Genomic DNA, 25,586 nt, shown 5'->3' on the forward strand with positions numbered 1-25,586 from the left:
TCGTGCGCCTGCGTGCATAATCCCCCTAACCAAGCAAGAGGCCCCAATGACCGCGCAAGAGATCATCGACCACCTGCACCTGCAGCGCCACCCCGAGGGTGGCTGGTTCCGCGAAACCTGGCGGGCTGACAACGAAGGCCGTGCTACCGGCACCTGCATCTACTTCTTGCTGCAATCGGGTGAGCACAGCCACTGGCACCGCGTCGATGCGACCGAGATCTGGCTGTATCACGCCGGTGCACCACTGATCCTGTCCCTCAGCCCCACGGATGACGGCCCCGCCACCGATCACCTACTGACCCCGGACCTAACCAAAGGTGCGCCGCAGTTGATCGTGCCCAAGAACCATTGGCAATCGGCGCAATCGACCGGAGAGTACACTTTGGTCAGTTGCACTGTCTCACCCGGATTTGAATTCGACGGCTTTGTTCTGGCCGCGCCGGGGTTCGACATTGCGCGCGGATAAACCATGGATCACCGCGCCCTCATAGCTTCAATCCCGCCCGAGGCAAAAGACAGCCTTCAGAAACGATCTGACGCGGCAGGGCTTAGGCATTTGGCAATGTATGGCGCGCTACTGGCGGGTACATCCGCCTGTATCGCGCTCAGGGCTCCTCTCTGGCCCTTGTTTATCCTCCCTCAAGGCGTCCTTTTGGTCTTCCTGTTCACGCTCAGCCATGAATGCACACATAAAACACCGTTTCGCAGCTGCTGGTTGAACGATGTCATCGGGCATCTGGTCTCGTTCCCTATCGCCCTGCCCTTTACGTGGTTTCGGTATTTCCATCTGGCGCATCACAAATGGACCAATCACCCGGATAAGGACCCGGAGTTGGGCGGCAAACCACGGCCCGGGAATTGGCGAGACCTGCTGATTTACCTCAGCGGCTGGCCGTATTGGGCCGGAATGGCAAAGGTTCTGATGCAAAACGCCTTTGGCTGGATCGACGCGCCCTATCTGCCTGCCCGCCAACACCGCGCCATGCGTATTGAGGCGCGGCTGCTATTGGGGGTCTATGTCCTTTCCGGTCTCAGCTTGTTCTATTCATCAGCGCTGTTCTGGTTGTGGCTTCTGCCGGTGCTGATCGCGCAGCCCATCCTGCGGCTTTACCTTCTGGCCGAGCATGGATTGTGTCCCCCTGTCGCTAATATGCTCGAGAACTCCCGAACCACGTTCACCAACCGAATTGTACGGTTTCTGGCCTGGAACATGCCCTACCACGCCGAACACCACGCCTTTCCCAACGTGCCGTTCCACCATCTGCCCGCGCTACACGATTGGACCCAGGCGCATCTGAAATCGACCTCGGAGGGGTATTCGGAGTTTACGGCTGACTTTGTGCAATCTCTTAGATGAGTAGATAAGCTAAAAGCACCCTCGTATCACCCTGATGAGCATTGTGCGTCAGGCGCACACACAACTATGCGCGCAGATTCCAAGCCGGTCTGGTTTCCGGTGACTTCAATAGCGCATGTTCCTGTTCAAAATAGTCAACGCAGGCCTTCCATCTGAATGAAACCTGCCCCCCATTGGATAAGATGGAATTGATCTTCGCGTTAGTTCGGCACTTTTGCAGTTGCCCGTCCTTATACGGATGCCGTGGAGAAACCGTACCATACTGAACACTGAGGCGGTTGTGCAGATTCTTCGCCCGGCCGATGTAAACAACCACGTCGTTGACCAGAATCCAGTATATCCCCGAGGCTTTCGGCGCATTAACTTTAAACGAGCAATAGAAAACATCGTAATCCGGCGCGAGGGCATAACCTTTCGGGTTAGCAAAGCGATCCTGAGGCCTAAGGTCTAACTCGGCAACAACGCGCAATTCACCATCAAAACTCATCCTACCCCGCCACCGTGCTCACCACCCCACCACCGACCAGCGCCTTGACGCCGGTTGTCCCAGGGCATGAGGTCGGCAACCCGCGCGCCACGCGCACTGCTAGATAAGCGAAAGCCTGTGCTTCGAGCATGTCACCGTCCAGCCCTACCGCTTCGACAGGTTCTACCGGGCAGTCCAATGCGACACGCAGCATCTCCATCAGCACCGGGTTGTGCCGCCCGCCACCGGTGACCAGAAGGCGCGAGGGCGGCTTGGGGCAATGTTCCATCCCCTGCACCACGCCTGCGGCACACATGCCGGTCAGGGTGGCCACGGCGTCGGCGTCGCTTAACTCCTTTACCAGCCGGATCATTTCGGCAAAGTCATTCCGGTCCAAAGATTTCGGTGGCATCCGGGCAAAATATGGCTCGGCCAGAAACAGTTCGAGCGCACCCATCTCGACCGTGCCGCCACGCGCAACCGCGCCGTCACGATCCATCGGCAGGCCCAGTCGGGCCTGCATCAGGTCATCAACGGGCGCATTGGCAGGCCCGGTGTCAAAGGCCAACAGAGCGCCGGGCGCTTCCGGGCCGTCAAAGCCGGGGTCCGCGTAGGTGAGGTTTCCCACACCACCGAGGTTCAGGAAACACAGGGGCTGGGTCGCCCCGATCCATTTGGCGCAGGCAAAGTGGAAGAACGGTGCCAAAGGCGCGCCCTCGCCCCCCATCGCTACGTCATCACTGCGAAAATCCCAGACCACCGGCACGCCCAGGGCCTGCGCCAACCCTTTGCCGTCACCCACCTGCAACGTACCCCGACCGTGCGGTTCATGCGCCACAGTCTGTCCGTGAAAGCCGATCAGGTCGATCTCTTCGAATTCCGAAAGCGCCTCGGCATGCGCAAAAGTGACCAGTTCAGCCGCCTTGTCCACTTCTGGACCATGCCACTGACCTAATGCCTCGCGCAGATCGGCGCGCTCGGCCTCTGAATACGCGCGATAGCCGCTTGGGCCAAAACCGATGATTTGATGCCCATCGGTTTCAACCACAGCTGCATCCACACCATCCAGCGATGTGCCCGACATCGCACCCAGGGCCTTGATTGGCCCGCCTTTCCTGATGGCCCGATTCACGCTCACCTCATTTATCCTGTTTTATGGCGCTCAACCTGCCTGTTCGATGCCCGGCAACGCAAGACACTTCGCTGCCCGCGCGTAATTTTGGTGCAACCTGCGCATCTGCAACCACAATCGGCAGGAAGGTGATGCCAGCCGGCACAAGAACCGATTGCACTGGCTGTATTTGTGTTGCAATCACCGGCATTCAAAAGCGCACGCTGCCCGGGTTTTCTTGGAAATGGTGGCTTTTCCTTGCCTGACGCCCCGCCTATACAGTGCCTCGCAACATAAACCCAAAGGGCACGATATGACCTACCACCCCAAATCGGATTTCATCGCCACGATGATCGAGCGCGGCTTTCTCGCCGACTGCACCGATTATCAGGGCCTTGACGAAGCGCTGATCAGTGGGTGCAAACCGGCCTATATCGGCTTTGATGCGACGGCCAAGTCGTTGCATGTGGGCAGCCTGATCCAGATCATGATGCTGCGCTGGTTCCAGAAAACCGGTCACCAGCCAATCACCCTTATGGGGGGCGGCACCACCAAAGTGGGCGACCCGTCGTTCCGTGCGGATGAACGCCCCCTGCTGGGCCCCGAACAGATCGACGAAAACATTGCGGGCATCAAAAAGGTGTTCTCGGCCTATATCGACTATGACAGCGATGCCGAAAACAAGGCCTTGATGCTGAACAATGCCGAATGGTTAGATGGCCTGAACTACCTCGATTTCCTGCGCGATATCGGGCGGCATTTCTCCGTCAACCGGATGCTGGCGTTTGAATCGGTGAAATCGCGGCTGGATCGCGAGCAATCGCTGTCATTCCTCGAATTCAACTACATGATCCTGCAGGCCTATGACTTCCTTGAGCTGAACCGCCGCTATGGCTGTGTCCTGCAGATGGGCGGAAGTGACCAGTGGGGCAATATTGTCAACGGTATCGACCTGACGCGTCGCGTGCTGGATCACGAGATCTACGGCCTGACTTCGCCCTTGCTGACCACAAGCGACGGCAAGAAGATGGGCAAATCTCAGGACGGCGCCGTCTGGCTGAACGCCGAAATGCGCTCGCCCTACGAATTCTGGCAGTTCTGGCGCAACACCACTGACGCAGATGTGGGGCGCTTCCTGAAGCTCTACACCGAGATGCCGGTTGATGAGTGCGACCGTCTGGGAGCGCTTCAGGGGTCCGAGATCAATGAGGCCAAAATCCGTTTGGCAAACGAAATCACTGCCCTGCTGCACGGGGCTGAAGCCGCAGCCAAGGCCGAAGCCACGGCGCGTGAAGTGTTCGAAAAGGGCGGCGTGGGCGGAGACCTTCCGACCCTGACCCTCAGCGCGGATGAGCTGGGCGACGGCATGTCCATCGTGCAGGTCATTGTGAAATCGGGCCTGGCCAAATCGGGCAAAGAGGCCAAGCGCCTAATCGCTGAGAACGGTGCGAAGCTGGACGACGCGCCACTGACCGATGCAGGGCTGATGATTGACGCAGGCGCGCTGTCGTCGCCAATCAAGCTAAGTGCTGGCAAAAAGCGTCACGCGCTTGTGCAACTCGGCTGATCATAGCCTTAGCCGACAAAAAATAACGGCCACCTGATTGGGTGGCCGTTTTTATTTTCGATTGTGAAGGTGCAGTTACCGCTTGCCGCCTTTGCCGCCGCCGTGGCCTCCGTTGCCGTCGCCGCCTTTGCCACCGCCATGGCCGCCTTTGCCACCACCTTTACCGTCACCACCTTTGCCACCGCCGTGGCCACCTTTACCGTCGCCACATTTGCCACCGCCATGGCCGCCTTTGCCGCCACCTTTACCGTCGCCGCCTTTACCGCCGCCGTGGCCACCTTTGCCGCCACCTTTACCGTCACCGCCTTTGCCGCCACCTTTACCGTCACCGCCTTTGCCGCCGCCGTGGCCGCCTTTGCCACCACCTTTACCGTCGCCGCCTTTACCGCCGCCGTTGTTGCCGCCATTGCCACCGCCACCGTTACCGGGATCGCTGCCACCGTCACCGGGGTCACTGCCACCGTCACCAGGGTCACTGCCGCCGTTACCGGGATCACTACCGCCGTTGCCAGGATCGCTACCGCCGTTGCCAGGATCGCTACCGCCGTTGCCAGGATCGCTACCGCCTTTACCGGGATCACTGCCGCCGTTACCGGGATCGCTACCGCCGTTACCGGGATCACCGCCGCTGTCACCGGGATCACTACCGCCGTTACCGGGATCACTACCGCCGCCAGACCCGGTGCTTCTGTTGTCCGAACCGAGTTCAGCGAATTGATCATTGCTACGCGCCTCACCCGGTGTTCCGATCGCACCAATCGACCCAGTCGGCTGATCGGTCAGCAATGCAGCCAATCCCGGGCATTGTGCCGTTGTATTGCGCAAAGTGGTCGTGAAATCCGACCGCTTTTGAAGACGCTCCAAAAAGCTGGGCGTCACTTTCTGACAATCACACAGCGCCCGATAATCCCCGCGATTCGCCGCATCGCGAGCGGTTTTCCAATTGCACACGTCTGGCGCGGCTACGGCACTGCTTGCCATCATCACCGTCAGAAAAGGTGCTGCCACCAGCACAGGAATTCCAACCTTCAATCTCTTACTCATAACGCTCATCTCCTTCTTCGACGCCCCCTCGACGCGTCATTTCCCTGAGTTTCGATGTGAGACTTGCGCATTAAGCTTGGTTAAAGATCATCTGAGAAAGCCTTGAGAAGCGATACAGATCTTTGAAAAATCACACCTGGATTGTGGACACGGCCTTAATACTTAGATTAACTGAACAAACGTTCATATCCCAAGAGGAGACAACCGCCATGCAACTGTCCACCACATCCGCCATCATCACAGGCGGTGCCTCAGGGCTGGGCGAGGCAACAGCACGCTACTTTGCCGAACAAGGCGCGCAAGTCACCATTCTGGATCGCGATACTGCCCGTGGCGCTCAGGTTGCGGCCGAAACCGGCGGGCATTTCGCGGAAACGGATGTGACGAATGAGGCATCGGTCGCGGCGGCCATTGGACTAGCGATGGACAAGATGGGCAAAATCACTACCACCGTGAACTGCGCCGGGATCGCCTATGGCATCAAGACAGTGGGCAAGGACGGCCCCCACCCTCTGGACGCATTTCAACGCACCATCGACATCAATCTGGTGGGCACCTTCAACGTCTCGCGCCTAGCTGCGGCTGAGATGGCAAAGAATGCCCCCGAACCCGACGGTTCGCGCGGCGTGATCATCAACACCGCTTCGATCGCGGCCTTTGATGGGCAAAAGGGACAAGCGGCCTACGCGGCCTCAAAAGGCGGCGTAGTCGGGATGACCCTGCCGATGGCTCGCGATCTGGCCTCAACCGGGATACGGGTTATGGCCATCGCCCCTGGCATATTCATGACCCCGATGCTGGCCGGTCTGCCCGAAGAAGTGCAGCAGCAACTGGCCGCTGACGTCCCTAACCCGGCCCGTCTGGGTGATCCACGAGAATACGGACGACTGGCCGGCTTCATCGTCGAGATGGGATATCTGAACGGAGAAGTCGTCCGCATCGACGGTGCCCTGCGTATGCGATAGGTCTGTTTCATGACCGAATGCGAAAAGATGCAGGCCGGACAATGGTATTGCTGTCTGGATCCAGAATTGGATGCGCTGCGCGCGCGGGCTAGGCGCGCGGTTCACGCGCATAACACCTGTCCACCTGATACCCGCGGTGCACTGGCCCCCGAGTTGCAGGCACTGTTTGCCAGCACCGGGTCGGATTGCTTTCTCGAGGCCCCTTTTCACTGCGCCTATGGGGTGAACATCCGCCTTGGACAGCGCGTTTATTTCAACGCGGGCTGCGTGGTTCTGGACACCGCACCGGTGAGGGTCGGAGACGGCACGATGTTCGGCCCGCACGTTCAGATTTATTGCGCCCAACACGCCAAAGACCCGGTCGAGCGTGCGCAGGGTCTGGAAATTGGCCTGCCAGTGACGATTGGGCAGAATGTCTGGGTGGGCGGTGGAGCCATCCTGATGCCCGGCATCACAATTGGCGACAATGCCACCATCGGCGCGGGCAGCGTCGTGACCAAAGACGTAGTGGCCGAAGAAACCGTAGTTGGAAACCCTGCCCGAGCGCTGAAACAGTCCTAAGCGCCTTCGGCCTTTTCTTCGAGCGTCAGCCACTCTTCCTCGGCTGCGGCCAGTTTTTCCTGTCGTTCGACCAAAGCTTCGGTCGCCTTCTGGAATTTGACCGGTTCGCGGGTGAACAGTTCGGGATCTGACATGAGGTCTTCTAGCTTGCCGATCTCAGCCTCAAGACGGGCGATTTCGGCGGGCAGTTTCTCAAGCCGGTGTTTTTCCGAAAACGACAAGCCCGATTTCGTTTGGCTTTCTTGCTTTACTTTCGGCTTGGAGAGTTTTGATTTTTCAACTTTCTTTTCAGCAACTTCCCCTCGCTGCGCAATATAATCCGACCACCCGCCTGCATAGACGGTTGCGCGGCCATTGCCCTCCATCGCGATGGTTGTGGTGGCGACGCGGTCCAGGAAATCCCGGTCGTGACTGACCAGCAGAACGGTGCCGTCATAATCGTCCAGCAACTCTTGCAACAGGTCCAGTGTCTCGACATCCAGATCGTTGGTCGGTTCGTCCAACACCAAAAGGTTCGAGGGTTTGGCCATCAGTTTAGCCAGCAGCAACCGCGCTTTTTCACCACCTGACAGGGACTTAACCGCCGCTCTGGCCTGAGCCTCTTCAAACAGGAACTCTTTGAGATAACCGACCACATGCTTGGGTTGGCCACCGACCATGACCTGATCCGCCTTGCCAGACACCCGCATCTCGGGGTCGCCGGTCAGGCTGTCCCAAAGGCTCATTTCCGGGTCTAGTTGCGCGCGCGTCTGATCGAAAACTGCGACCTCAAGATTGGTACCCAGGGTCACCGAGCCCTCATCCGGTTGCTCTTGTCCCAACAACATCTTCAATAGGGTCGTCTTGCCTACGCCATTGGGTCCGACAAAAGCCACCCGGTCACCACGCTGCACCAAAAGGTCAAAGTTCCGCACGATCTGTTGGGCATCAAAAGACTTGGACAAACCTTTAGCTTCGATCACTTTTCGCCCGGATTTCGGCCCTGCATCAAGCGTCATCGCAGCCGAGCCCTGACGTTTGATCTGCGCCGCCTTTTCGGCCCGCAACGCCTGCAGGGCCCGCACCCGGCCCTGGTTGCGTTTACGCCGCGCGCTAATGCCCTCAACGGCCCATTTCGCCTCGGACTTGATCAGGCGGTTCAGCTTGTGCCGCTGCTGATCTTCCTCGTCCCAAACCTTGTCGCGCCAGGTTTCGAACGCCTCGAACCCCTGTTCTTGCCGCCGCACCATGCCACGATCGATCCACAGCGTTGCACGGGTCAAAGCCCGCAGAAACGCGCGGTCGTGCGAAATCAGAACATAAGCAGCCCGTGTCGCACCTAACTCGCGTTCCACCCAGGCGATGGCTTCGATATCCAGATGGTTGGTCGGCTCATCCAGCAGCATCAGATCGGGGGCTTCAGCCATCAACTTGGCCAGCGCCGCGCGCCGTCTTTCGCCGCCCGAGGCGGTTTCGACCGCGCGATCCGGGTCAAACTTCAGCCCCTCTCCGGCGCGTTCGACTTTGTACAGCTCACCCGGCTCCAACCCGCTGGAGGCATAATCGCCCAGCGTGGCGAACCCCTCCATCCCGGGGTCCTGTTCCATATACCCAACGGACTTCCCCGGCGGCACGACAATGTCACCCTGATCGGCTTCGACCAGACCGGCCATCACTTTCATCAAGGTGGATTTACCCGACCCGTTCCGCCCAACAAGAGCCACGCGATCACCCGGCTGAACCACCAGGTCCAGTTCGGAAAACACCGGATTGCCCCCGAAAGTCAGGGAAATGCCGGACATCTGCAACAAAGGAATTCTCGCCATGCCTGCCAGCTAAACCGGCAGGGCCAAGGCGTCAACGGCGATTACCCGACCACGGCCCGCAACAATCGTTTCCGCGCCTGGGGAATCGCGCCGATCTCAAGCCCGGTGAAGACGTGCAGCGTATTCATTTTTCGGTCGACCACCGCATGATCGCTGACCCATCCGCCCATCATCAGATATGTGCGCAGCAAAGGCGGCATCCGCAGCATCGCCTTTTTCGCATCCGGCCTGCGCCGCAGACGCGTGGCAAATCGGAATACATCCGGCGCCTTGACCCGAGGCAGCCAGCGTTTTGGTGCCAGATGCCGGTACTTCAGCATCGCAAACGCATCCAGATAATCCTCAGTCTCGGTCCCGGCGAAAGAGGAACAGCCAAACAGCATTTCGACGTTATTCTGATCTACATAGGCCGTCATAGCGCCCCATGCGACACGCAGAATATCCGGGTCGGTCCAATCCGGATGGACGCAAAACCGCCCCATCTCGACCAACCGTCCATTGAACCCGGTGAGCGCGGAAAGATCATAATACTGCGCCGAATAGCTGCGGCCGATTTCAGTGCCATCCGCCATTATCAACATTCGGAAGCAGCAAACCAACTGCTCGTCTGCTCGCGCATCCTCGACAAGAATATGGGCGCAGAGCGGATCGAATTCATCCTGGTCGGGCTTGTCCGTTCCAAAGGCCAGCATCCGAAGCTGCTGTGCCGCTGCCACGTCCTGCGGCGACTGAGCCAGCCGGACGCGGTACCGCCCCTTCCCAAGCAATAGTGCCATGGTCGCATCCTCCGCGGTTGCTGACCCGTTTCCTCTTGCCATGCCCCCACCACGCAATGTGTGACTGCCGGACGACCACTGCAAGGCTGATTCTTTATTGCTGGCTTGCACCCGGAATATTGGCCGGGTTGAAGTTGCCGATGTTACCCAACAGCTGGCGGATAAAGCCCTGACCCTGAATCGTGGATTCGGTAATCCGGCGATCCAGCGTGACGACGATGCCGTCCTCAAGCCCGAAACGTTCGATGTTGCGCACCACGCCCCGGTCATCAAAGCTGATCGCCACCAGCTCGCGCGAGACGACTTCGGGTTTTTTCGGACCGTAATGGCGAACACGCGACCGGACATAGTAAAAGCCGGAATCGCGGATTACGCCGGACGAAGTTGGGGCCCCGACCGCCTCGATCACGCTGTCGCGGGTGTCGACACCCACTTTGACCTCGGCCAATTCTTCAGCTGGCGGGATGTATCCGTGATTCTTGAAGACTGGCGTACATGCACCGGCCGCTGCCAAACAGGCCGCAAAGACAAGCGTTTTCGACGCTGGTTTCAACCTGTTCACAACCTTCAACATTCACACCCTCTTGCCTTGGCCCGTTACGGACCCTATCCGCTTACATCAAACCGCAGCCCCGGTTCAACACAGGAAAGGGTCACGAATGAGCAACCAGACTACTTTACGGGTGGCCGACCTGCCGCAAAACGCACCGACGTCCTTTAACTTGCGCCCGGACACCAAGGCGTTGGAGGCGATCAGAGACGAATTAGGCCTGCTGGGCCTGCGCAAGCTCAGCTTTGCAGGTGACGTTAGGGCACAGGGCAAGCGCGACTGGGCGCTGAACGGAAAATTGGGTGCTACGGTAATTCAGCCCTGCGTGGTGTCGTTGGAACCTGTGACCACCCGCATCGATATTCCTGTTTCACGGATATTTGTGGCCGACTGGACTGATCCCGAAGAAGCCGAGTTTGAAATCCCCGAAGGCGATGAAACAGAACAGCTGGGCGCCGAGATCGACCCGGCACTTGTTATGATCGAGGCCCTGTCGCTGGCCCTGCCCCAATACCCGCGCAAAGATGGTGCGGAATTGGGACAAGCCGACTATACCGAGCCGGGCAAACAGGCCATGACGGATGAAGACGTCAAACCCTTTGCCGGTCTGGCCGGTTTGCGGGATGCATTGAAAAAAGACGAGTGACATAGGTCTGTTTTCCTGTCATAGCACGCCCTCAGAAAAATCGCTTGAACATGTCGAGAATCGCAGTATTTTCGCGCGCTCATCGGAATTTGGGTTGGACAACGTGGGGCTTGTACCCTAAACGCGCGTCAAACCACGAGAAAAACGAAGAATGAAACCCGGCCCACAGCGAATCTGTTGGCCCTTAGTTAGACAAAGGTTGAGACCATGGCCGTCCAACAGAACAAAGTTTCCAAGTCGCGTCGCAACAATCGCCGCGCACACGACGCTCTGGTTGCTGCAAACCCGAACGAATGCGCCAATTGCGGCGAACTGAAGCGCCCGCACCACGTCTGCGCGTCCTGCGGCCACTACGATGACCGCGAAGTCGTCGCACAGGCCGACGAAATCGACCTGGACGAAGACGCGGCCTAAGCCTTTAAAAGCGCAGGCAAGGCATGACAGAACAGCCCTCGCAGGCCGGACGGATTACCATCTCGGTTGACGCTATGGGCGGAGACTCGGGGCCCGCGACCGTGGTTGCGGGCATTGCCAAATCGGCAAGCGTAAACCCTGATATCGCGTTCATCCTGCACGGGCCTGAGCAAACGCTGCGCAAACTTGTTGCCAAACGGCGTGTCCTTCAGGGGCGCGTCGTTTTTCGTGATTGCACCGATGTGGTCACGATGGAGGACAAGCCCAGCCAGGTTGTCCGCAGCGGCAAACAGACCTCGATGTGGTCGACGTTGGATTCGGTGCGGCAAGGCGAAGCGCATGGCGCTGTGTCTTGCGGCAACACCGGCGCGTTGATGGCTCTGTCGATGATGAGACTGCGCAAATTGCCGGGCGTGAACCGTCCGGCAATTGCAATTCTGTGGCCTTCGCGCAACCCGCAAGGGTTCAACGTGATGCTGGACGTCGGCGCAGATGTGCGTGCCGACGCCAAGGATCTGCTGCAATACGCACTGATGGGCGCCTCGTACGCGCGCAACGGCATGGCGCTGGAACGCCCGCGGATCGGCCTGCTGAACGTAGGCACTGAAGAACACAAGGGCCGCGCCGAGCTGAAAGAAGCGCACGCGATGATCACGGAATTCGCAGAGCAGGCGAATTTCGAATTTGTCGGCTTCGTTGAAGGCAGCGATATTCCCGGCGATAAGGCAGATGTCATTATCACCGATGGGTTTACTGGCAATGTCGCGATCAAGACAGGTGAAGGTACAGCCAGCCTGATCGGTGATCTACTGCGACAAGCGTTCAAGTATTCACCGCTGTCTCGCTTAGCTTCGGTTCTGGCGATCACCTCGCTGAACCGTCTGAAAATACGTATCGACCCGCGCCGGGTGAATGGCGGGGTTTTCCTTGGCCTCAACGGAACCGTGGTCAAATCACATGGTGGCGCGGATGCCACCGGAGTCTCGGCAGCAGTCAAACTGGCCTATACCCTAGCCCAGTCCGGCTTCGCCGAAAAATTGGCGGCGCGGGTTGCATCGACAGCCGAGCTTGCACAAGATGCCGCCCACACGCCGCCAAAGGCCGGCGAATAACAAAAAAGGCAGTACCCAAGCATGGCAGGCCGTTCAGTTGTCGTAGGTGTCGGACATTATTTGCCAGAGCGCATCGTTCCGAATTCCGAGTTTGAAAAGACGCTTGATACAACGGATGAGTGGATCAAAACCCGCTCTGGTATCGAACGCCGCCACTTTGCCGCCGAAGACGAAACCACATCCGATCTGGCCACCAAAGCGGCCGAGGCCGCGTTGGCGGATGCGGGACTTACGGCGGACGATATAGACGCCATCGTTGTGGCAACCTCGACTGCTGACCTGACCTTTCCGTCCGCCGCAACCATGGTGCAGGCGCAACTGGGCATGACCAAGGGGTTCGCCTTTGACGTTCAGGCCGTCTGTGCCGGATTCGTCTTTGCACTGACCAATGCCAACGCCCTAATTGTATCCGGTCAGGCCAAACGTGTTCTGGTCATCGGGGCCGAGACCTTCTCGCGAATCATGGACTGGACCGATCGGTCGACCTGCGTGCTGTTCGGCGATGGCGCTGGCGCGCTGGTTTTGGAACTACAAGAAGGCGAAGGCACCGCACAGGATCGCGGTATACTGGCGACCGACCTGAATTCGGACGGTCGATACAAGGACCTGCTTTATGTTGATGGTGGTGTGTCGACCCAATCGACCGGTCATTTGCGAATGCAAGGCAACCAGGTATTCCGCCATGCCGTTGAAAAACTGACGAAAACCGCCGAAACCGCACTGGAATCTGCGGGCCTTGGCAATTCCGATGTCGACTGGATTGTGCCGCATCAGGCCAATATCCGAATCATTCAGGGCACCGCCAAGAAAATGGGCCTGCCGATGGATAATGTCGTGGTTACGGTTCAGGACCATGGAAACACTTCGGCTGCATCGATTCCCCTGGCCCTGTCTGTTGGCAAACAGCGCGGGCAAATCAAACAAGGCGATCTGGTCGTGACCGAGGCCATTGGCGGCGGTCTGGCCTGGGGTGCGGTTGTTCTGCGTTGGTAACCGGCGCAAATCGGCTTACACACAGACTTGCAATTCATTGATATTGACAGCGAATTTCCCCTCGCCGTATTCTGCGGTATCAACAGGGGAAATGGTATGGGCGATAAAACACTGACGCGAATGGATCTGAGCGAGGCCGTCTTTCGTGAGGTTGGCCTGTCACGCAATGAAAGTGCGCAACTGGTCGAAAGCGTTCTGAACCACATGTCCGACGCCTTGGTGCGCGGCGAGCAGGTTAAGATTTCGTCATTCGGCACGTTCAGTGTTCGGGACAAGACCGCCCGCATTGGCCGCAACCCCAAAACCGGCGAAGAAGTTCCGATTCAACCGCGCCGGGTTCTGACCTTCCGCCCGTCGCACCTGATGAAGGATCGCGTCGCCGCAGGGAACCGCAAGTAAGATCAGGACGGCACGGTCATGAGCAAGTCCCCCGACGCCTTTCGCACGATCAGTGAAGTTGCGGACTGGCTGGGTGTTCAGGCGCATGTCCTGCGATTCTGGGAAAGCCGTTTCAATCAGGTCAAACCGGTAAAACGCGCCGGTGGCCGACGTTATTACCGGCCCAACGACATGCGGCTGCTGGGCGGCATTAAGAAACTGCTGCACGAGGACGGGATTACCATCAAGGGCGTTCAACGTATCCTGCGCGAACAGGGCGTGGCGCATGTTGCCTCGCTCTCGCAGGGGTTGGATGAGGTTGCCAATCCGGAGGCCGCGCCGAACGACAACGTGGTTGTGCCTTTCGCCTCCAAACCTGCCGCGGCCAGCGAGCAGATTGATCTGAATTTGGGCGATTCATCTCCGGTGGCTGAACCTACCGCCCCCGTTGCGGCTGAAGCCTCACCATCAGCACCCACGCCGCAACCGGTCGCCTCGAAATCGACGCCGGAATTTTTAGACGAATCCCCCCTGCTGGGTGGAATCGCAACGCAGGCATGGAACCGCACCGATTTCGATGACGATCTGCTGAAACAGATCGCTCCGGTGGCAAAGGACTTGCGCGCCGTTCTTAACCGCATTGAAAACCGAACGGCGGGATAAGAAAAAAAGGCGATGATTTCCTCTTGCCCCTGCCGGGAAAGTCTTTATGAACACCTCAACGTCGGGCTATGGCGCAGCCTGGTAGCGCGTCCGTCTGGGGGACGGAAGGTCGCAGGTTCGAGTCCTGCTAGCCCGACCAAATCACACCGACGTTTATGGCAGACAGGCCAGATCCCGCTCTGGCATCAGGGGGGATTGGAATGACAGGTGTATGCCCAAATCAGCAGATCGAAGCGATGATCGCGCGCGGCGAAATCACCGCCAACCCCGAGGTTATCCCTGCGCAGGTTCAACCTGCCAGCCTTGATTTACGCTTAGGAACAGTGGCTTACCGTGTTCGCGCCTCGTTTCTGGCCGGCGAAACCCGATACGTCGCGGATCGGTTGGCCGAGTTCGAGATGCACCGCATCGACATCACAAACGGGGCGGTTCTGGAAAAAGGCTGCGTCTATCTGGTGCCGCTGATGGAATCGCTGGCCCTGCCCGAAAACGTGACGGCTGTGGCTAACGCCAAAAGCTCGACCGGACGGCTGGACTTGCTGACCCGCACCATCACCGATGGCGGCACCGAGTTCGACCGCGTGCCCGCGGGCTATACCGGTCCACTTTATGCTGAGATCTGCCCGCGTTCCTTCTCGGTGCTGGTACGTCCGGGGATGCGGCTCAATCAGATTCGCTTTCGTCAAGGTCAGGCCGTACTCAGCGACGCGGAACTGACCGCGTTGCACAGTGACTCGCCCTTGGTTGACGGTCCTGCGGTTATTCAAGACGGTTTAGGCTTTTCGGTCGACCTGCAATTGCCCGACACCGATCTGGTGGGCTATCGCGCCAAGCCGCATACCGGCGTGATTGATCTGGACCGGATCGGCGAATACAACCCGCAGGAATACTGGGAAGAGGTGCGCACCACCGATGGTCGCATCATTCTGGACCCGGGTGCATTCTACATTCTGGTCAGCCGCGAAGCCGTACACATTCCGCCGATGTACGCAGCCGAGATGGCCCCCTATCTGGCCATGGTAGGCGAATTCCGGGTGCACTACGCGGGTTTCTTTGACCCCGGTTTCGGGCACGCAGCCGCCGGAGGCGCAGGATCACGCGGAGTGCTGGAAGTGCGCTGCCACGAGGCGCCCTTCGTGCTGGAACACGGTCAGGTCGTTGGTCGGTTGGTCTATGAGAATATGGCCGAGATGCCGACGCAACTGTACGGCGCAGGCATTGCTTCAAACTACCAGGGGCAAGGCCTGAAATTGTCCAAGCATTTCAAAGCGGTTGGCTGATCAGAACTTCATGAACCGGCGCATCTGACGGGTCATCCGCTGCGCTTGTTTCAGGTTCTGCGACGGGCGTGGGCCATTGTTGTTGGCACGTTTGGGCTCACCGGACTGTTGGCCCTTACCGCCCATACGGTCCGCCATGTCAAAGCCCTTGTTCACGCCCTTATTGACAAGGCGGCGCATGACCTGACGTACGATCATGTCGATGATCCGATTGGCGTTCATTGCTCAACTCCGTTTCCTGACCCTCAACATAGGCGATTTGTATGACAACAAAAGGGCCGTTTGATCACTCTTCCTCGAACAGTTCGGTCTGGTCTTCGTCCTGCTCGTCCTCACGGCCTTCACCCAGCGGGACAGTGCCCGGCGGTGGACGGTTCTCCAGCAGACCAGCGGCGCGCAGTTCCTTGAGCCCCGGCAGGTCCCGCGCATTTTCCAGCCCGAAGTGATCCAGAAAATGCGGCGTTACAACGAATGTCACCGGGCGTCCGGGCGTCATGCGACGGCGGCCCAGACGAATCCACTCCATTTCGAGCAATTGATCAATCGTCCCGCGCGATACTGAAACGCCGCGAATTTCCTCGATCTCGGCCCGAGTGCAGGGCTGATGATAGGCCACGATGGCCAGTGTTTCGATGGCCGCGCGGCTGAGCTTGCGTGTCTCTACCGTTTCCTTCTGCATCAGAAAGCCCAGGTCAGGGGCGGTTCGAATAGCCCAAGCTTCGCCAACACTGACCACACGCACGCCACGTCCTTCATAGCGTTTTTGAAGCATTTCAACGGCTTGCGCCGCATCGCTGCCATGGGGCATCCGCACCTCCAAGTCGGCGATCGTCACTGGTTCGGCGCTGGCAAACAACACAGCCTCGACCATGCGCTCCTGCTCCGCCATCGGCGGCGCTTCGAACAGGGTGCCGGTGCCTTCGTCTTCGGGGGCGTCAGTCACGAGTGTCAGTCCTCTTGCGCAGATGGATCGGGGCAAAGGTTTCGCTTTGCTTGATCTCCATATGTCCTTCTTTCACCAGCTCTAGCGAGGCCGCAAAGGTCGCTGCCGTGGCCGAACGTCGACGCACCGGGTCAGTATCCCAACCTTCGGGCAGATATGTCTCCATATCAGTCCAGGTTCCTGCGAAGCCCATCAGAGGGCGCATCCGCTCCAACGCCTGTTCCATCGTGAACACGGCATCACGATCCATGACGAAGGGGCGAAATTCGTCACGTGTGCGGATACGGGCATAGCCCTGCATCAGGTCCAGCAGGGTCGCAGAATAGGTCACGGTGCGGATGCGGGTGACATCTTCGCCCTGCCCGCGTTTGAAGAAATCCCGTCCCAATTGATCGCGGGCCATCAGACGCGCTGCGGCATCACGCATGGCTTGCAGGCGTTCCAACTGAAACGCCAGGTGTGCGGCCAGTTCCTCGCCCGATGGTCCTTCGTCATCGGGATCAGGGGGCAGCAGCAGGCGTGACTTCAGAAACGCCAGCCACGCGGCCATAACCAGATAGTCGGCCGCAAGTTCAATCCGCAGGGCACGGGCCTTTTCCACAAAGGACAAATATTGCTGCGCCAGTGCCAGCACCGAGATCTTCCGCAGGTCGACCTTTTGCGTCCGCGACAGGGTAAGTAGCACGTCCAACGGGCCTTCGAACCCGTCGACGTCAACGATCAGGGCTTCGGCCGCAAGGCGATCCGCGACCGAAACCGGGTCTTCGCTGAAAAGGTTATCGTTCATATACCTGCCCGCCCATTAGGGCAGATAGTTCCGCCTCAGCCGAGGGGATGTCAAGTTCCACAGGCTTCTGCCGCATCGCCAGCGCCTTTTCCGCGCGTTTCCCGGCCTGCTCGGTCATTTCTCCGGCGGCATCTAACACCTTGGCGCGGGCTTCAAACGAGCCGTTGCAATGCAAGACCACATCACACCCCGCAGTCAGCGCCTGACGGGTAATGTCCTCGGGCGCACCGCTGAGGGCCTTCATCGAGATATCGTCCGTCATGATCAGGCCATCAAATCCGATCTTGTCGCGGATCAGGCCGATCATGGTGGGTGAAATCGTAGCCGGCTGTGGGTCGATCCGGTCATAAACCAGATGCGCGGTCATCCCCATCGGCAAGTCGTTCAGAGCGCGGAACGGTGCGAAGTCAGCCTGTTCCAGTGCCTCCTGCGTCAGATCGACATGTGGTAGGTCGTGGTGGCTGTCCAGCGTGGACAGGCCATGACCTGGCATGTGTTTTATCACCGGCAGAACGCCGCCATCCATATGCCCCTTGGCGACGGCTTTTCCAATCCCGGAAACTGTTTTGGGATCAGATCCATAGCAGCGGTTCTTCAGAAAGACATGCGTGTTTTCACGGGCCAGATCCACCATAGGGGCGCAGTTGCTGTCGATCCCCAATTCGAACAACTCATTCGCGATCAGGCGATAGCGCAGATACATAGCGCGTTCGGCTTGATCCCCCGCAAGCATGACGTGATCCAGCGGCGGCATCCATTCGCGCGCAAGCGGTGTGCGCAGGCGCTGCACCCGGCCGCCTTCCTGGTCAATGGTGATCGGGCAGTTGCGCCCTACCGCCTCGCGGAAATCATCGCACAGCGCGCGAACCTGATCGGCCGTATCGATGTTACGGGCAAATAAAATGAACCCGAACGGGTTCATTTCTTGAAACAATCTTTTTTCGTCGGCCGTCAGGCGCAGGCCTTCAGCGTCAGTGATCGTCGCGCCGAAACTCACCGAGCGGCCACTGGAATACAATCAGCGCCGCGCGCCTCAAGCGCCGCGCAGAACTGACGCGAGTCGCTCAGATCGTCAAACCCCAGCACACGCAAGCGGTAGAAGGTTCGCCCACCACGTGAGGTTTTCTGTATAACACGCTGTTTTCCATCCATATATTCACCAAAACGACTATTCAGGCGAATCCATTCGGACTGCGCGACGTCCGTGCTTTCATAAGCACCAAGTTGCGCCATGCGCGTGCCTTTTGACAGCGTATTGGGATCAATGTCCAACCCTACGGCGGCTTTGACTGCGGCATTGATCGCGTCTTCGGTGCTGCTGTTGGTGGTTACTCTGCTGGGTGTGGAACGTGCTGGTCGGGTGTTGGGGCGCAAAGACCGGCGAACACCTGGCAAAGCAGCGAGCTCTGGATCAGGTAATTGCGCGGCCAGATCAGCGGGATCAATCGCGGGCTCTTCCTCGAGTACTGTCAAAGAGGCCAGTTGCACGCCCTGCTCGGACGGTTCTTCGATCTGAGCTGCGTCACCCGCAAGCTCGGCGACCAGAGCATCGACATTGCCCTGACGCAACTGCGCAGCTTCCTGATCGGAAATCTCTTCCTGTACCACATGCACGGCGGGGGTGGGTTTCAGCGGCTCAACCGGCGTATCCTCATCCGACAGGGACACCGGGCGTGGCGCAAGGATCAAGCGATCCGCTGGCGGAGCTGCGGTTCCGACCGCAGCCACCGTGTTTACGGCCAGTCCCTGATGATCGGCAGGCGTCCCACCGGGGTTTTCCGGCTGAATGCGCATGGGGCCTTCGATGGCGCGCACAACTGGCACGCCGCTGACATCGCGCATCACCAATTTGTAGCCCCAGACACCAATTCCCGCGACCAACGCCAGGGATGCAACCGCACCCAGCGCGTTGACGATACGACCCAGGCCTGCAGCGCGCGGCGCCTCATCAAACCCGTGCATATCGTCGGAATATTCATACCCATCCTGAGGATGCGGTTGATTCGTGTAATGCATCTGCTCGGGGCGCATCTGCCCCGAGTAATCGTAACGTGCCATGTCCGCCTCACCGCCCGATTCACGCCAGAAAATAAGGCGCGCGGGTCATTTCTTGCCTACCTCGTACCGGCGCGTCGGGCGGTGTTTGTTACCGCATCTCCTGCGCTGGGGTGACGCCAAGAATACCCAAGCCCGCTGAAATCACAACAGAAACGGCGCGAGCCAATGCGATTTTTGACTGGCTTGTGGCAACATCGCCATCCTGAAGGAACCGCAGTTGGGTTTCTTCGTTGCCCTTATTCCACAGCGCGTGGAAGTCTCCTGCAAGCTCGTACAGGTAGAAGGCAACCCGGTGCGGTTCATTCGTGCGGGCGGCGATCTCGACCAAACGGGGCCATTCGGCCAGTTTTTTAGCCACGGTCAGTTCCGAGGCGTGGTCGTTCTTGCTGAGGTCAGCCCCTGAAAGGGCTGCATCATCGGCAGCAATCCCAGCCTCGGCGGCGCGGCGCAGCACGCTCATGACGCGGGCATGCGCGTATTGCACGTAGAACACGGGGTTCTCGCGGCTCTGCTCAAGCACCTTGTCGAAATCAAAATCCAGCGGCGCGTCGTTCTTGCGGGTCAGCATCACGAAACGGGTCACATCGGGACCAACTTGATCGACCACATCGCGCAGAGTGACAAAGTTCCCTGCCCGTTTCGACATCTTAAACGGCTCGCCCTTCTTCCACAGCTTCACCAATTGGGTCAGCTTGATATCCAGCGGCACCTTGCCATCGGACAGCGCCGAAACAGCCGCCTTCATCCGTTTAACGTAACCGCCATGGTCGGCGCCAAACACATCGATCAACGCGTCAAATCCACGGGTCACCTTGTCGTAGTGATAGGCGATATCCGGGGCGAAATAAGTCCAGCTGCCGTCTGATTTTTTCACCGGGCGGTCAACGTCGTCGCCATGTTCGGTCGATTTGAACAAGGTTTGCTCGCGCGGCTCCCAATCCTCGGGCTTCTTGCCCTTGGGCGGCTCCAGCACGCCCTCATAGATCAAGCCTTTTTCAGTCAGCGACTTCAGCGCGGCCTCAATCCGACCTGTGCCATAGAGCGATTTTTCCGAGAAGAACACATCCATCTCGACGCCCAGAGCCTTCAGGTCGGCGCGGATCAGGTCCATCATCGCGTCGGTCGCGAACTCGCGCAAATCTTCCAGCCACTCGCTTTCCGGTTTGTCGATCAGGCTGTCACCATATTTCTCTTTCAGCGCTTCACCGATCGGGATCAGGTAGTCACCCGGATACAGCCCTTCGGCGATCTCGGGGCTCAGGCCGTTGGCTTCGCGATACCTCTCATAAGCCGACCGCGCCAGCACATCCACCTGCGCGCCGCCGTCGTTGATGTAATACTCGCGGGTCACGTCATGGCCGGAATAGGCCAGCAAGCTTGCCAGCGCGTCACCGAAAACTGCCCCCCGCGTATGGCCCACGTGCAGCGGACCGGTCGGGTTGGCCGAGACATACTCGACGTTGACTTTCTGGCCATGCCCCATGGTCGAGCGGCCATAGTTAGTGCCTTGTTCCAGAACCGCCGCCAGAACGCCTTGCCATACCGACGGCGCCAACCGCAGGTTCAAAAAGCCCGGCCCGGCAACCTCGGCGCTGGTAATCCGATCATCCGCCGCCAGCTTTCCGGCCAGCACATCGGCAATGTCGCGCGGCTTCATCTTGGCCGGTTTCGCCAACACCATCGCGGCGTTGGTCGCCATGTCGCCATGTGCTGCATCGCGCGGCGGCTCGACCGCCACGTTGTCAAAGTTCAGCCCCTCGGGCAGCGCGCCTTCGGACTGCATCTGTGCCAGCGCGTCCAGTACAAGGGCGCGGATCTCGGAAAACAGGTTCATTTCGGATGTCCTTTTGCTTGCCCGGCGGTTTACCACGCAAAGCGGCAAGGTCAATGGAAGCGATCAGTTTCCGCTTGGATTAGCGGTAAACCGGGCTAATGTCACAGAAAATTTCCAGCCCCGGAGACCGTTTCATGCGCCTTGCCTTGTCCCTTGCCGTCGTCCTGATCACCTCGACCCCAATTTGGGCCGAGATGCCCACGCCGGAGGGCCATGTTCTGCTCACACTGGGTGGCGCGGTCACCGAAACCAACCTGCCGGCCCGAGGCGAGAATGACGGCGGCCTGTTGGGATACCTCGAAGTGCAGCACGACGGCGCTGCCGGATTTGACGCCTCGATGCTGGACGGTCTGGCGCAGGTAGAGATCACGATTGCCTACGGCCCCGAAGACAATCAGCGTGATATCACTTTCTCTGGCCCGCGTTTATCGGATGTGATGACTATGGCCGGGGCCAAAGGCAAGGCCGCCAACCCGATGGCGCTGGATGGTTATCAGTCCGAAATCCCATGGGACAGCATTCAGGCGTATCAACCCATTGTTGCGACCCACGCGGATGGCAGCCCGATGGGGATAGGCGGCTATGGCCCGACGATGATCGTTTTCCCACCGACCGACGACGTCGATCTGGCGGCCGAACAATCCGGCCAACAGGTCTGGGCACTAGCCTATATCGGGATCGAGTGACGAGCGACCCGTCAACCTTTTGTGATCCTGCAAGGCAAAACGGTCGGTCATTCCGGCAATGTAGTCCGACACGATACGCGCCAGCGCCGTTTCATCCGGGGCGGCCTCGATATCGCTGTGCCAACGGGCTGGCATCTGCTTCGGATCGTTCAAGTAGATCGGGAATAATTCTTCAACAACAGCTGAGACTTCGGCCCGAACCTTCATCACGCTGGGCGCACGATACATCCGCGAAAACAGGAACGCGCGGATTTCCTTGAGCTGCGCCCAAAGCCCCGCCGAGAATTGGATCACCGGATAGCCCAGATGCCGGATATCCTCGACACTCTGTGCACCTGACGCGTCGATCAAGTCGCGCGATGTGTCGATCACATCCGAGACCATCACCCCAAACACGCGACGCAACGCTTCGTGCCTGCGCCGATACGGGTCCAGACTGGGGTACTTGCGATCCACTTCAGCATAGCAGTCACCAACAATGGGCAATCGCTGAATTTCTGCATCTGTGAACAAATTGGCCCGCAGCCCATCCAATAGATCGTGGTTATTATAGGCAATATCGTCAGACAGCGCGGCCACCTGCGCCTCAGCGCTGGCATGGGTGTGTAGTTCCAGATCAAAACCGCCATTGCACTCGGCCAGCGCCCACGGCAATTCCCCTGTCACTGGGCCATTGTGCTTGGCGATACCCTCCAGACATTCCCATGTCAGGTTGCAGCCATCGAATTCGGCATAATGGCGTTCCAGCTTGGTGACGATCCGAATGGCCTGCGCGTTGTGATCGAAACCGCCATAGGGTCGCATCAACGCGTGCAGAGCGTCCTCGCCGGTATGGCCAAAGGGCGTGTGCCCAAGATCATGCGCCAGCGCCACGGCTTCGGTCAGTTCGGGGTTCAATCCCAAAGCCCCGGCAATCGTGCGCGCCACTTGCGCCACTTCGATCGAGTGCGTCAGGCGTGTGCGGTAACTATCGCCCTCATGCTCGACAAACACCTGTGTCTTGTGTTTTAGCCGCCGAAACGCGCTGGCGTGAATGATCCGATCCCGGTCGCGCTGAAAGCATGACCGGAAACTGCTTTCCTCCTCTGGCACCAACCGCCCCATTGCGCGATTGGGGTCCGAGGCAAAACCCGCTCTTTCCAAAGGTCTTGTCCTTGTCGCCTGTCCTAAGGTTTCATATATTGTAGCCTGCTAAGGAAATAAACCTTTGGAGTCCGGCATGAATCTGCCCCCCACAGTCACAGAACGCGCCTTTGATCGCCTCGCCGAGATCGGCGCAGCAGATCAGGGTCAAGCTCTGCGCGTCGCAGTGGAAGGCGGCGGATGTTCCGGTTTTCAATACGAAATCGCGCTGGACGAGCCCAAAGACGACGACCTTGTGCTGGAAGGCAAAGGCCAAATGGTCATTGTCGACTCGATTTCGCTGCCGTTTCTGGAAAACGCGGTGATCGATTTCACACAGGAACTGATCGGCGCGCGGTTTGTGATCGAAAACCCCAACGCGACCTCTTCCTGTGGCTGCGGTACGTCTTTTTCAATGTGACCTTGCCCTGCCCGCGCGGTTGAGGGATAGATCAACCGGCAGCCAGCCGGAGGATCGCGCATGAAAATCGCCACGTTTAACATCAACGGCATCAAAGCGCGGGCCGAGGCCCTGCCCCGGTGGCTTGACGACGCACAGCCCGACGTCGTTTTGTTGCAGGAAATCAAATCGATCGACGAAAACTTCCCGCGCGAGATTTTCGAAGAACGCGGCTATAACGTCGAAACGCATGGCCAGAAGAGCTTTAACGGCGTCGCAATCTTATCGAAACTACCGCTTGAGGACGTTTCCCGTGGTCTTCCCGGCGATGATGAGGACGAACAGGCGCGTTGGATCGAAGCCACCGTAATCGGAAAGCAAGCGCTGCGTATTTGCGGGTTGTACCTGCCTAACGGCAACCCGGTACCCGGGCTGAAATATGACTATAAACTGGCCTGGATGGAGCGGTTGTATGATCGGGCGCGCGACCTGATGGCCAGCGAAGAACCCGCACTCATGGCGGGTGACTACAACATCATCCCCCAAGCCGAAGACGCCGCCCGCCCGGACGCGTGGCGCGAGGATGCTTTGTTCCGCCCGGAAAGCCGCGCAGCGTTTCGCAAAATCCTCAATCTGGGCTTTACCGAAGCGTTTCGGGCCCGCACGCAAGGGCCCGGTCATTATTCATTTTGGGACTATCAGGCGGGCGCGTGGAATAAAAACGACGGTATCCGCATCGACCACTTTCTGCTGACGCCCCAGGCTGCCGATCTGATGCAGGATTGTCAGATTGATGCCGCCATACGCGGGCATGAAAAACCCTCAGACCACGTTCCGGTCTGGATTCAGCTCGACCTTTAAAAGTTCACGCGGTCGCGTCGTAGTCGTAGATCCACTCGTATTTTCGCGAAAGCCGCGGGCCGACGGCCATCAGAGCCATCTGCGCCGCCAGTCGCATGGGGCCGCGCAGGTGAAAATTGCGCGCGTTGGCTCCGGCTGCGGCCACAACCCGTTTAGCTCTTGGGCGGCGGTGGGTTTCATAGGCAGCTAGGGCTTGCGTCATATCGGCTTGGTCTTCGAAAGAGCGTGCCAGTATCCACGCATCCTCTAGCGCCAGACAGGCCCCCTGCGCCATGAAGGGCAGCGTGGGATGTGCCGCATCACCCAGCAACGCCAGTCGCCCCGCCTGCCAGTTTTGCGCCACAGGCCGCAGGAACAGAGCCCAAAGATGGGTTTCATTCACCTGAGACAGAATAGCGCCCACGGGGCCACCGAAATCGGCAAATCGCGCGCGTAAATCATTCGGATTGCCTTGCAGACGCCAACCTTCCTCTTGCCAGTCCGAGCGCTCCTCAATCGCCACCACATTCATCAGCCGCTGATCGCGCAATGGGTATGTGACGACATGGCGCCCTGGCCCCATTGTCAGCGAAGCGTTAGGCGTCTCATCGCGGTGTGACCAGGGAATGGTCGCACGCCAGGCAATCTGGTGGGTGAAGCGAGGGGCCTCTGGACCGTTAAGGATCGGTCGGATGGCGCTGCGCCCTCCGTCCGCCGCGATGGCGCAGTCACAGCGCAATCGCTCACCATCGTTCAGAACAATTTCCGCCTCGGCCGGATGTTGGAGAACCTGCGCCACCTGTGCGCCCAGCCGGATAGTGACGCCCGCATCCAGAGCCGCACGGTACAACAGGTCAAGCAAATCGGCGCGATGATAATAAAAAGTTGGCCCGGCGACCGGTGCGGGGATTCGACTGACAATCCGGCCATTGCGGTGATCCCGCAGAATTGTACCGTGAGACAGCTGCCCGTCCTCCGGCACTTGTCCCACTACGTTCAGCGCCCGCAGGACCGCCATGCCGTTGGCGCTGATCTGCAGCCCTGCGCCAACCTCGGTCATGGCCGGGGCCTGCTCAAGAACCGCGACCTGCGCCCCGCGTTGCCGCAGGGCAAGAGCGGCCGCAAGCCCCCCTATACCACCGCCTATAACACTGAATTTCAAATCGTCGATATTCATGCCAACGGCTTAACGTAAAAACGCCGGAGCAACAGGCCCCGGCGTTTGAAT

Annotated in this window: 29 protein-coding genes and 1 tRNA gene; 16 read left to right on the forward strand and 14 right to left on the reverse strand. The window is 59.0% G+C overall.

From position 1 onward, the window contains the following. Positions 1–46 precede the first annotated feature (46 nt). Together RUE5091_RS03485 and RUE5091_RS03490 are read left to right on the forward strand one after the other, a co-directional pair. On the forward strand, positions 47–466 hold the full coding sequence (locus RUE5091_RS03485; RefSeq protein ID WP_058280506.1) for a cupin domain-containing protein: 420 nt from the start codon (positions 47–49) through the stop codon (positions 464–466). A 3-nt stretch (positions 467–469) separates the two neighbouring features. Then, positions 470–1,357: a fatty acid desaturase gene (locus tag RUE5091_RS03490; protein WP_058280507.1), complete on the forward strand. Its 888-nt coding sequence runs from the start codon at positions 470–472 to the stop codon at positions 1,355–1,357. Between the two features lie 64 nt (positions 1,358–1,421). Here the strand turns inward: RUE5091_RS03490 and RUE5091_RS03495 are convergent, their stop codons facing one another. Both RUE5091_RS03495 and RUE5091_RS03500 read right to left on the reverse strand, forming a co-directional pair. Then, entirely contained in the window at positions 1,422–1,844 is a 423-nt protein-coding gene (locus tag RUE5091_RS03495) for a GIY-YIG nuclease family protein (RefSeq protein WP_058280508.1), read from the reverse strand. Between the two features lies 1 nt (position 1,845). Then, positions 1,846–2,955, reverse strand: coding sequence for an anhydro-N-acetylmuramic acid kinase (locus RUE5091_RS03500; RefSeq protein ID WP_058280743.1), 1,110 nt, complete (start codon positions 2,953–2,955; stop codon positions 1,846–1,848). Between the two features lie 292 nt (positions 2,956–3,247). Here RUE5091_RS03500 and tyrS point away from each other — a divergent pair, with 292 nt between their 5' ends. Next, positions 3,248–4,501 carry a tyrosine--tRNA ligase gene (tyrS, locus tag RUE5091_RS03510; RefSeq protein ID WP_058280744.1) on the forward strand — a complete coding sequence of 418 codons (1,254 nt, stop codon included), beginning with the start codon at positions 3,248–3,250 and terminating at the stop codon, positions 4,499–4,501. Between the two features lie 75 nt (positions 4,502–4,576). On the opposite strand, the gene RUE5091_RS22865 is transcribed toward tyrS, so the two are convergent. Continuing rightward, on the reverse strand, positions 4,577–5,545 hold the full coding sequence (locus RUE5091_RS22865; protein ID WP_131726269.1) for a hypothetical protein: 969 nt from the start codon (positions 5,543–5,545) through the stop codon (positions 4,577–4,579). 209 nt (positions 5,546–5,754) lie between these two features. On the opposite strand from RUE5091_RS22865, the gene RUE5091_RS03520 reads away from it, so the two are divergent. Both RUE5091_RS03520 and RUE5091_RS03525 read left to right on the forward strand, forming a co-directional pair. Next, positions 5,755–6,510: an SDR family NAD(P)-dependent oxidoreductase gene (locus RUE5091_RS03520; RefSeq protein ID WP_058280511.1), complete on the forward strand. Its 756-nt coding sequence runs from the start codon at positions 5,755–5,757 to the stop codon at positions 6,508–6,510. Between the two features lie 9 nt (positions 6,511–6,519). After that, positions 6,520–7,071, forward strand: coding sequence for a sugar O-acetyltransferase (locus RUE5091_RS03525; protein ID WP_058280512.1), 552 nt, complete (start codon positions 6,520–6,522; stop codon positions 7,069–7,071). On the opposite strand, the gene RUE5091_RS03530 is transcribed toward RUE5091_RS03525, so the two are convergent. From RUE5091_RS03530 to RUE5091_RS03540, 3 genes are all read right to left on the reverse strand, one after another. After that, positions 7,068–8,876 (reverse strand): ABC-F family ATP-binding cassette domain-containing protein, encoded by a 1,809-nt coding sequence (locus tag RUE5091_RS03530; RefSeq protein WP_058280513.1) that lies wholly within the window; start codon positions 8,874–8,876, stop codon positions 7,068–7,070. The genes RUE5091_RS03525 and RUE5091_RS03530 overlap by 4 nt on opposite strands. A gap of 41 nt (positions 8,877–8,917) precedes the next feature. After that, on the reverse strand, positions 8,918–9,652 hold the full coding sequence (locus tag RUE5091_RS03535) for a GNAT family N-acetyltransferase (RefSeq protein ID WP_243470706.1): 735 nt from the start codon (positions 9,650–9,652) through the stop codon (positions 8,918–8,920). Positions 9,653–9,746: 94 nt separating this feature from the next. Next, a complete protein-coding gene (locus RUE5091_RS03540) occupies positions 9,747–10,226 on the reverse strand; it encodes an outer membrane protein assembly factor BamE (protein WP_112297139.1) in 480 nt (159 codons plus the stop codon). An 85-nt stretch (positions 10,227–10,311) separates the two neighbouring features. On the opposite strand from RUE5091_RS03540, the gene RUE5091_RS03545 reads away from it, so the two are divergent. From RUE5091_RS03545 to RUE5091_RS03580, 8 genes are all read left to right on the forward strand, one after another. Next, positions 10,312–10,848, forward strand: coding sequence for a YceD family protein (locus tag RUE5091_RS03545; protein ID WP_058280515.1), 537 nt, complete (start codon positions 10,312–10,314; stop codon positions 10,846–10,848). Positions 10,849–11,055: 207 nt separating this feature from the next. Further along, the gene (gene rpmF / locus RUE5091_RS03550; RefSeq protein WP_037316137.1) at positions 11,056–11,262 is read left to right on the forward strand and encodes a 50S ribosomal protein L32; all 207 of its coding nucleotides are present in this window, start codon (positions 11,056–11,058) and stop codon (positions 11,260–11,262) included. 23 nt (positions 11,263–11,285) lie between these two features. After that, positions 11,286–12,374: a phosphate acyltransferase PlsX gene (gene plsX, locus RUE5091_RS03555; RefSeq protein WP_058280516.1), complete on the forward strand. Its 1,089-nt coding sequence runs from the start codon at positions 11,286–11,288 to the stop codon at positions 12,372–12,374. A gap of 21 nt (positions 12,375–12,395) precedes the next feature. After that, a complete protein-coding gene (locus tag RUE5091_RS03560; protein ID WP_058280517.1) occupies positions 12,396–13,367 on the forward strand; it encodes a beta-ketoacyl-ACP synthase III in 972 nt (323 codons plus the stop codon). Positions 13,368–13,463: 96 nt separating this feature from the next. Then, positions 13,464–13,766, forward strand: coding sequence for an integration host factor subunit alpha (ihfA, locus tag RUE5091_RS03565; protein WP_008755922.1), 303 nt, complete (start codon positions 13,464–13,466; stop codon positions 13,764–13,766). An 18-nt stretch (positions 13,767–13,784) separates the two neighbouring features. Next, on the forward strand, positions 13,785–14,408 hold the full coding sequence (locus RUE5091_RS03570; protein ID WP_058280518.1) for a MerR family transcriptional regulator: 624 nt from the start codon (positions 13,785–13,787) through the stop codon (positions 14,406–14,408). Positions 14,409–14,470: 62 nt separating this feature from the next. Further along, positions 14,471–14,547 (forward strand) — tRNA-Pro (locus tag RUE5091_RS03575). Between the two features lie 61 nt (positions 14,548–14,608). Then, positions 14,609–15,688 (forward strand): 2'-deoxycytidine 5'-triphosphate deaminase, encoded by a 1,080-nt coding sequence (locus tag RUE5091_RS03580; protein WP_058280519.1) that lies wholly within the window; start codon positions 14,609–14,611, stop codon positions 15,686–15,688. On the opposite strand, the gene RUE5091_RS03585 is transcribed toward RUE5091_RS03580, so the two are convergent. The 6 genes from RUE5091_RS03585 to argS form a co-directional block, all read right to left on the reverse strand. Further along, complete coding sequence (locus RUE5091_RS03585) at positions 15,689–15,910, reverse strand: hypothetical protein (RefSeq protein ID WP_058280520.1); 222 nt, start codon at positions 15,908–15,910, stop codon at positions 15,689–15,691. 64 nt (positions 15,911–15,974) lie between these two features. Then, complete coding sequence (gene scpB, locus RUE5091_RS03590) at positions 15,975–16,631, reverse strand: SMC-Scp complex subunit ScpB (protein ID WP_058280521.1); 657 nt, start codon at positions 16,629–16,631, stop codon at positions 15,975–15,977. After that, on the reverse strand, positions 16,624–17,418 hold the full coding sequence (locus tag RUE5091_RS03595; protein ID WP_058280522.1) for a segregation and condensation protein A: 795 nt from the start codon (positions 17,416–17,418) through the stop codon (positions 16,624–16,626). Before RUE5091_RS03595 ends, scpB begins: the two co-directional genes overlap by 8 nt. Continuing rightward, positions 17,408–18,415: a beta-N-acetylhexosaminidase gene (gene nagZ, locus RUE5091_RS03600; RefSeq protein WP_058280523.1), complete on the reverse strand. Its 1,008-nt coding sequence runs from the start codon at positions 18,413–18,415 to the stop codon at positions 17,408–17,410. The genes RUE5091_RS03595 and nagZ overlap by 11 nt, the downstream gene beginning before the upstream one ends. Continuing rightward, positions 18,412–19,476, reverse strand: a complete 1,065-nt coding sequence (locus tag RUE5091_RS03605; RefSeq protein ID WP_058280524.1) for an SPOR domain-containing protein — start codon at positions 19,474–19,476, stop codon at positions 18,412–18,414. Before RUE5091_RS03605 ends, nagZ begins: the two co-directional genes overlap by 4 nt. An 88-nt stretch (positions 19,477–19,564) precedes the next feature. Next, positions 19,565–21,310, reverse strand: coding sequence for an arginine--tRNA ligase (argS, locus tag RUE5091_RS03610; RefSeq protein ID WP_058280525.1), 1,746 nt, complete (start codon positions 21,308–21,310; stop codon positions 19,565–19,567). A gap of 134 nt (positions 21,311–21,444) precedes the next feature. On the opposite strand from argS, the gene RUE5091_RS03615 reads away from it, so the two are divergent. Then, positions 21,445–21,996: a putative pterin-binding protein gene (locus RUE5091_RS03615; protein WP_058280746.1), complete on the forward strand. Its 552-nt coding sequence runs from the start codon at positions 21,445–21,447 to the stop codon at positions 21,994–21,996. Here the strand turns inward: RUE5091_RS03615 and RUE5091_RS03620 are convergent. Beyond that, on the reverse strand, positions 21,973–23,139 hold the full coding sequence (locus RUE5091_RS03620; RefSeq protein WP_082643538.1) for a deoxyguanosinetriphosphate triphosphohydrolase: 1,167 nt from the start codon (positions 23,137–23,139) through the stop codon (positions 21,973–21,975). The two genes, RUE5091_RS03615 and RUE5091_RS03620, sit on opposite strands and share 24 nt — an antisense overlap. Positions 23,140–23,215: 76 nt before the next feature. Between RUE5091_RS03620 and RUE5091_RS03625 the strand changes: the two genes are divergently transcribed. Further along, on the forward strand, positions 23,216–23,539 hold the full coding sequence (locus tag RUE5091_RS03625; RefSeq protein ID WP_058280527.1) for a HesB/IscA family protein: 324 nt from the start codon (positions 23,216–23,218) through the stop codon (positions 23,537–23,539). 60 nt (positions 23,540–23,599) lie between these two features. Next, positions 23,600–24,379 (forward strand): exodeoxyribonuclease III, encoded by a 780-nt coding sequence (gene xth / locus RUE5091_RS03630; protein WP_058280528.1) that lies wholly within the window; start codon positions 23,600–23,602, stop codon positions 24,377–24,379. A 4-nt stretch (positions 24,380–24,383) separates the two neighbouring features. On the opposite strand, the gene RUE5091_RS03635 is transcribed toward xth, so the two are convergent. Beyond that, on the reverse strand, positions 24,384–25,535 hold the full coding sequence (locus RUE5091_RS03635; RefSeq protein WP_058280529.1) for an FAD-dependent monooxygenase: 1,152 nt from the start codon (positions 25,533–25,535) through the stop codon (positions 24,384–24,386). Positions 25,536–25,586 lie beyond the last annotated feature (51 nt).

The organism is Ruegeria denitrificans, assembly GCF_001458295.1.
GTDB classification, from domain to species: Bacteria; Pseudomonadota; Alphaproteobacteria; order Rhodobacterales; family Rhodobacteraceae; genus Ruegeria; species Ruegeria denitrificans.

Coding starts and splice junctions, on each gene's coding strand:
- RUE5091_RS03490 (WP_058280507.1), top strand. CDS start 470: ATGGATCACCGCGCCCTCATAGCTTCAATCCCGCCCGAGGCAAAAGAC.
- plsX (WP_058280516.1), top strand. CDS start 11,286: ATGACAGAACAGCCCTCGCAGGCCGGACGGATTACCATCTCGGTTGAC.
- RUE5091_RS03570 (WP_058280518.1), top strand. CDS start 13,785: ATGAGCAAGTCCCCCGACGCCTTTCGCACGATCAGTGAAGTTGCGGAC.
- ihfA (WP_008755922.1), top strand. CDS start 13,464: ATGGGCGATAAAACACTGACGCGAATGGATCTGAGCGAGGCCGTCTTT.
- RUE5091_RS03485 (WP_058280506.1), top strand. CDS start 47: ATGACCGCGCAAGAGATCATCGACCACCTGCACCTGCAGCGCCACCCC.
- tyrS (WP_058280744.1), top strand. CDS start 3,248: ATGACCTACCACCCCAAATCGGATTTCATCGCCACGATGATCGAGCGC.
- RUE5091_RS03635 (WP_058280529.1), bottom strand. CDS start 25,535: ATGAATATCGACGATTTGAAATTCAGTGTTATAGGCGGTGGTATAGGG.
- RUE5091_RS03535 (WP_243470706.1), bottom strand. CDS start 9,652: ATGGCACTATTGCTTGGGAAGGGGCGGTACCGCGTCCGGCTGGCTCAG.
- RUE5091_RS03615 (WP_058280746.1), top strand. CDS start 21,445: ATGCGCCTTGCCTTGTCCCTTGCCGTCGTCCTGATCACCTCGACCCCA.
- RUE5091_RS03530 (WP_058280513.1), bottom strand. CDS start 8,876: ATGGCGAGAATTCCTTTGTTGCAGATGTCCGGCATTTCCCTGACTTTC.
- RUE5091_RS03585 (WP_058280520.1), bottom strand. CDS start 15,910: ATGAACGCCAATCGGATCATCGACATGATCGTACGTCAGGTCATGCGC.
- RUE5091_RS03625 (WP_058280527.1), top strand. CDS start 23,216: ATGAATCTGCCCCCCACAGTCACAGAACGCGCCTTTGATCGCCTCGCC.
- RUE5091_RS03545 (WP_058280515.1), top strand. CDS start 10,312: ATGAGCAACCAGACTACTTTACGGGTGGCCGACCTGCCGCAAAACGCA.
- RUE5091_RS03525 (WP_058280512.1), top strand. CDS start 6,520: ATGACCGAATGCGAAAAGATGCAGGCCGGACAATGGTATTGCTGTCTG.
- argS (WP_058280525.1), bottom strand. CDS start 21,310: ATGAACCTGTTTTCCGAGATCCGCGCCCTTGTACTGGACGCGCTGGCA.
- RUE5091_RS03605 (WP_058280524.1), bottom strand. CDS start 19,476: ATGGCACGTTACGATTACTCGGGGCAGATGCGCCCCGAGCAGATGCAT.
- RUE5091_RS03580 (WP_058280519.1), top strand. CDS start 14,609: ATGACAGGTGTATGCCCAAATCAGCAGATCGAAGCGATGATCGCGCGC.
- RUE5091_RS03595 (WP_058280522.1), bottom strand. CDS start 17,418: ATGAACGATAACCTTTTCAGCGAAGACCCGGTTTCGGTCGCGGATCGC.
- RUE5091_RS03560 (WP_058280517.1), top strand. CDS start 12,396: ATGGCAGGCCGTTCAGTTGTCGTAGGTGTCGGACATTATTTGCCAGAG.
- xth (WP_058280528.1), top strand. CDS start 23,600: ATGAAAATCGCCACGTTTAACATCAACGGCATCAAAGCGCGGGCCGAG.
- RUE5091_RS03495 (WP_058280508.1), bottom strand. CDS start 1,844: ATGAGTTTTGATGGTGAATTGCGCGTTGTTGCCGAGTTAGACCTTAGG.
- rpmF (WP_037316137.1), top strand. CDS start 11,056: ATGGCCGTCCAACAGAACAAAGTTTCCAAGTCGCGTCGCAACAATCGC.
- RUE5091_RS03520 (WP_058280511.1), top strand. CDS start 5,755: ATGCAACTGTCCACCACATCCGCCATCATCACAGGCGGTGCCTCAGGG.
- RUE5091_RS03540 (WP_112297139.1), bottom strand. CDS start 10,226: ATGTTGAAGGTTGTGAACAGGTTGAAACCAGCGTCGAAAACGCTTGTC.
- RUE5091_RS22865 (WP_131726269.1), bottom strand. CDS start 5,545: ATGAGTAAGAGATTGAAGGTTGGAATTCCTGTGCTGGTGGCAGCACCT.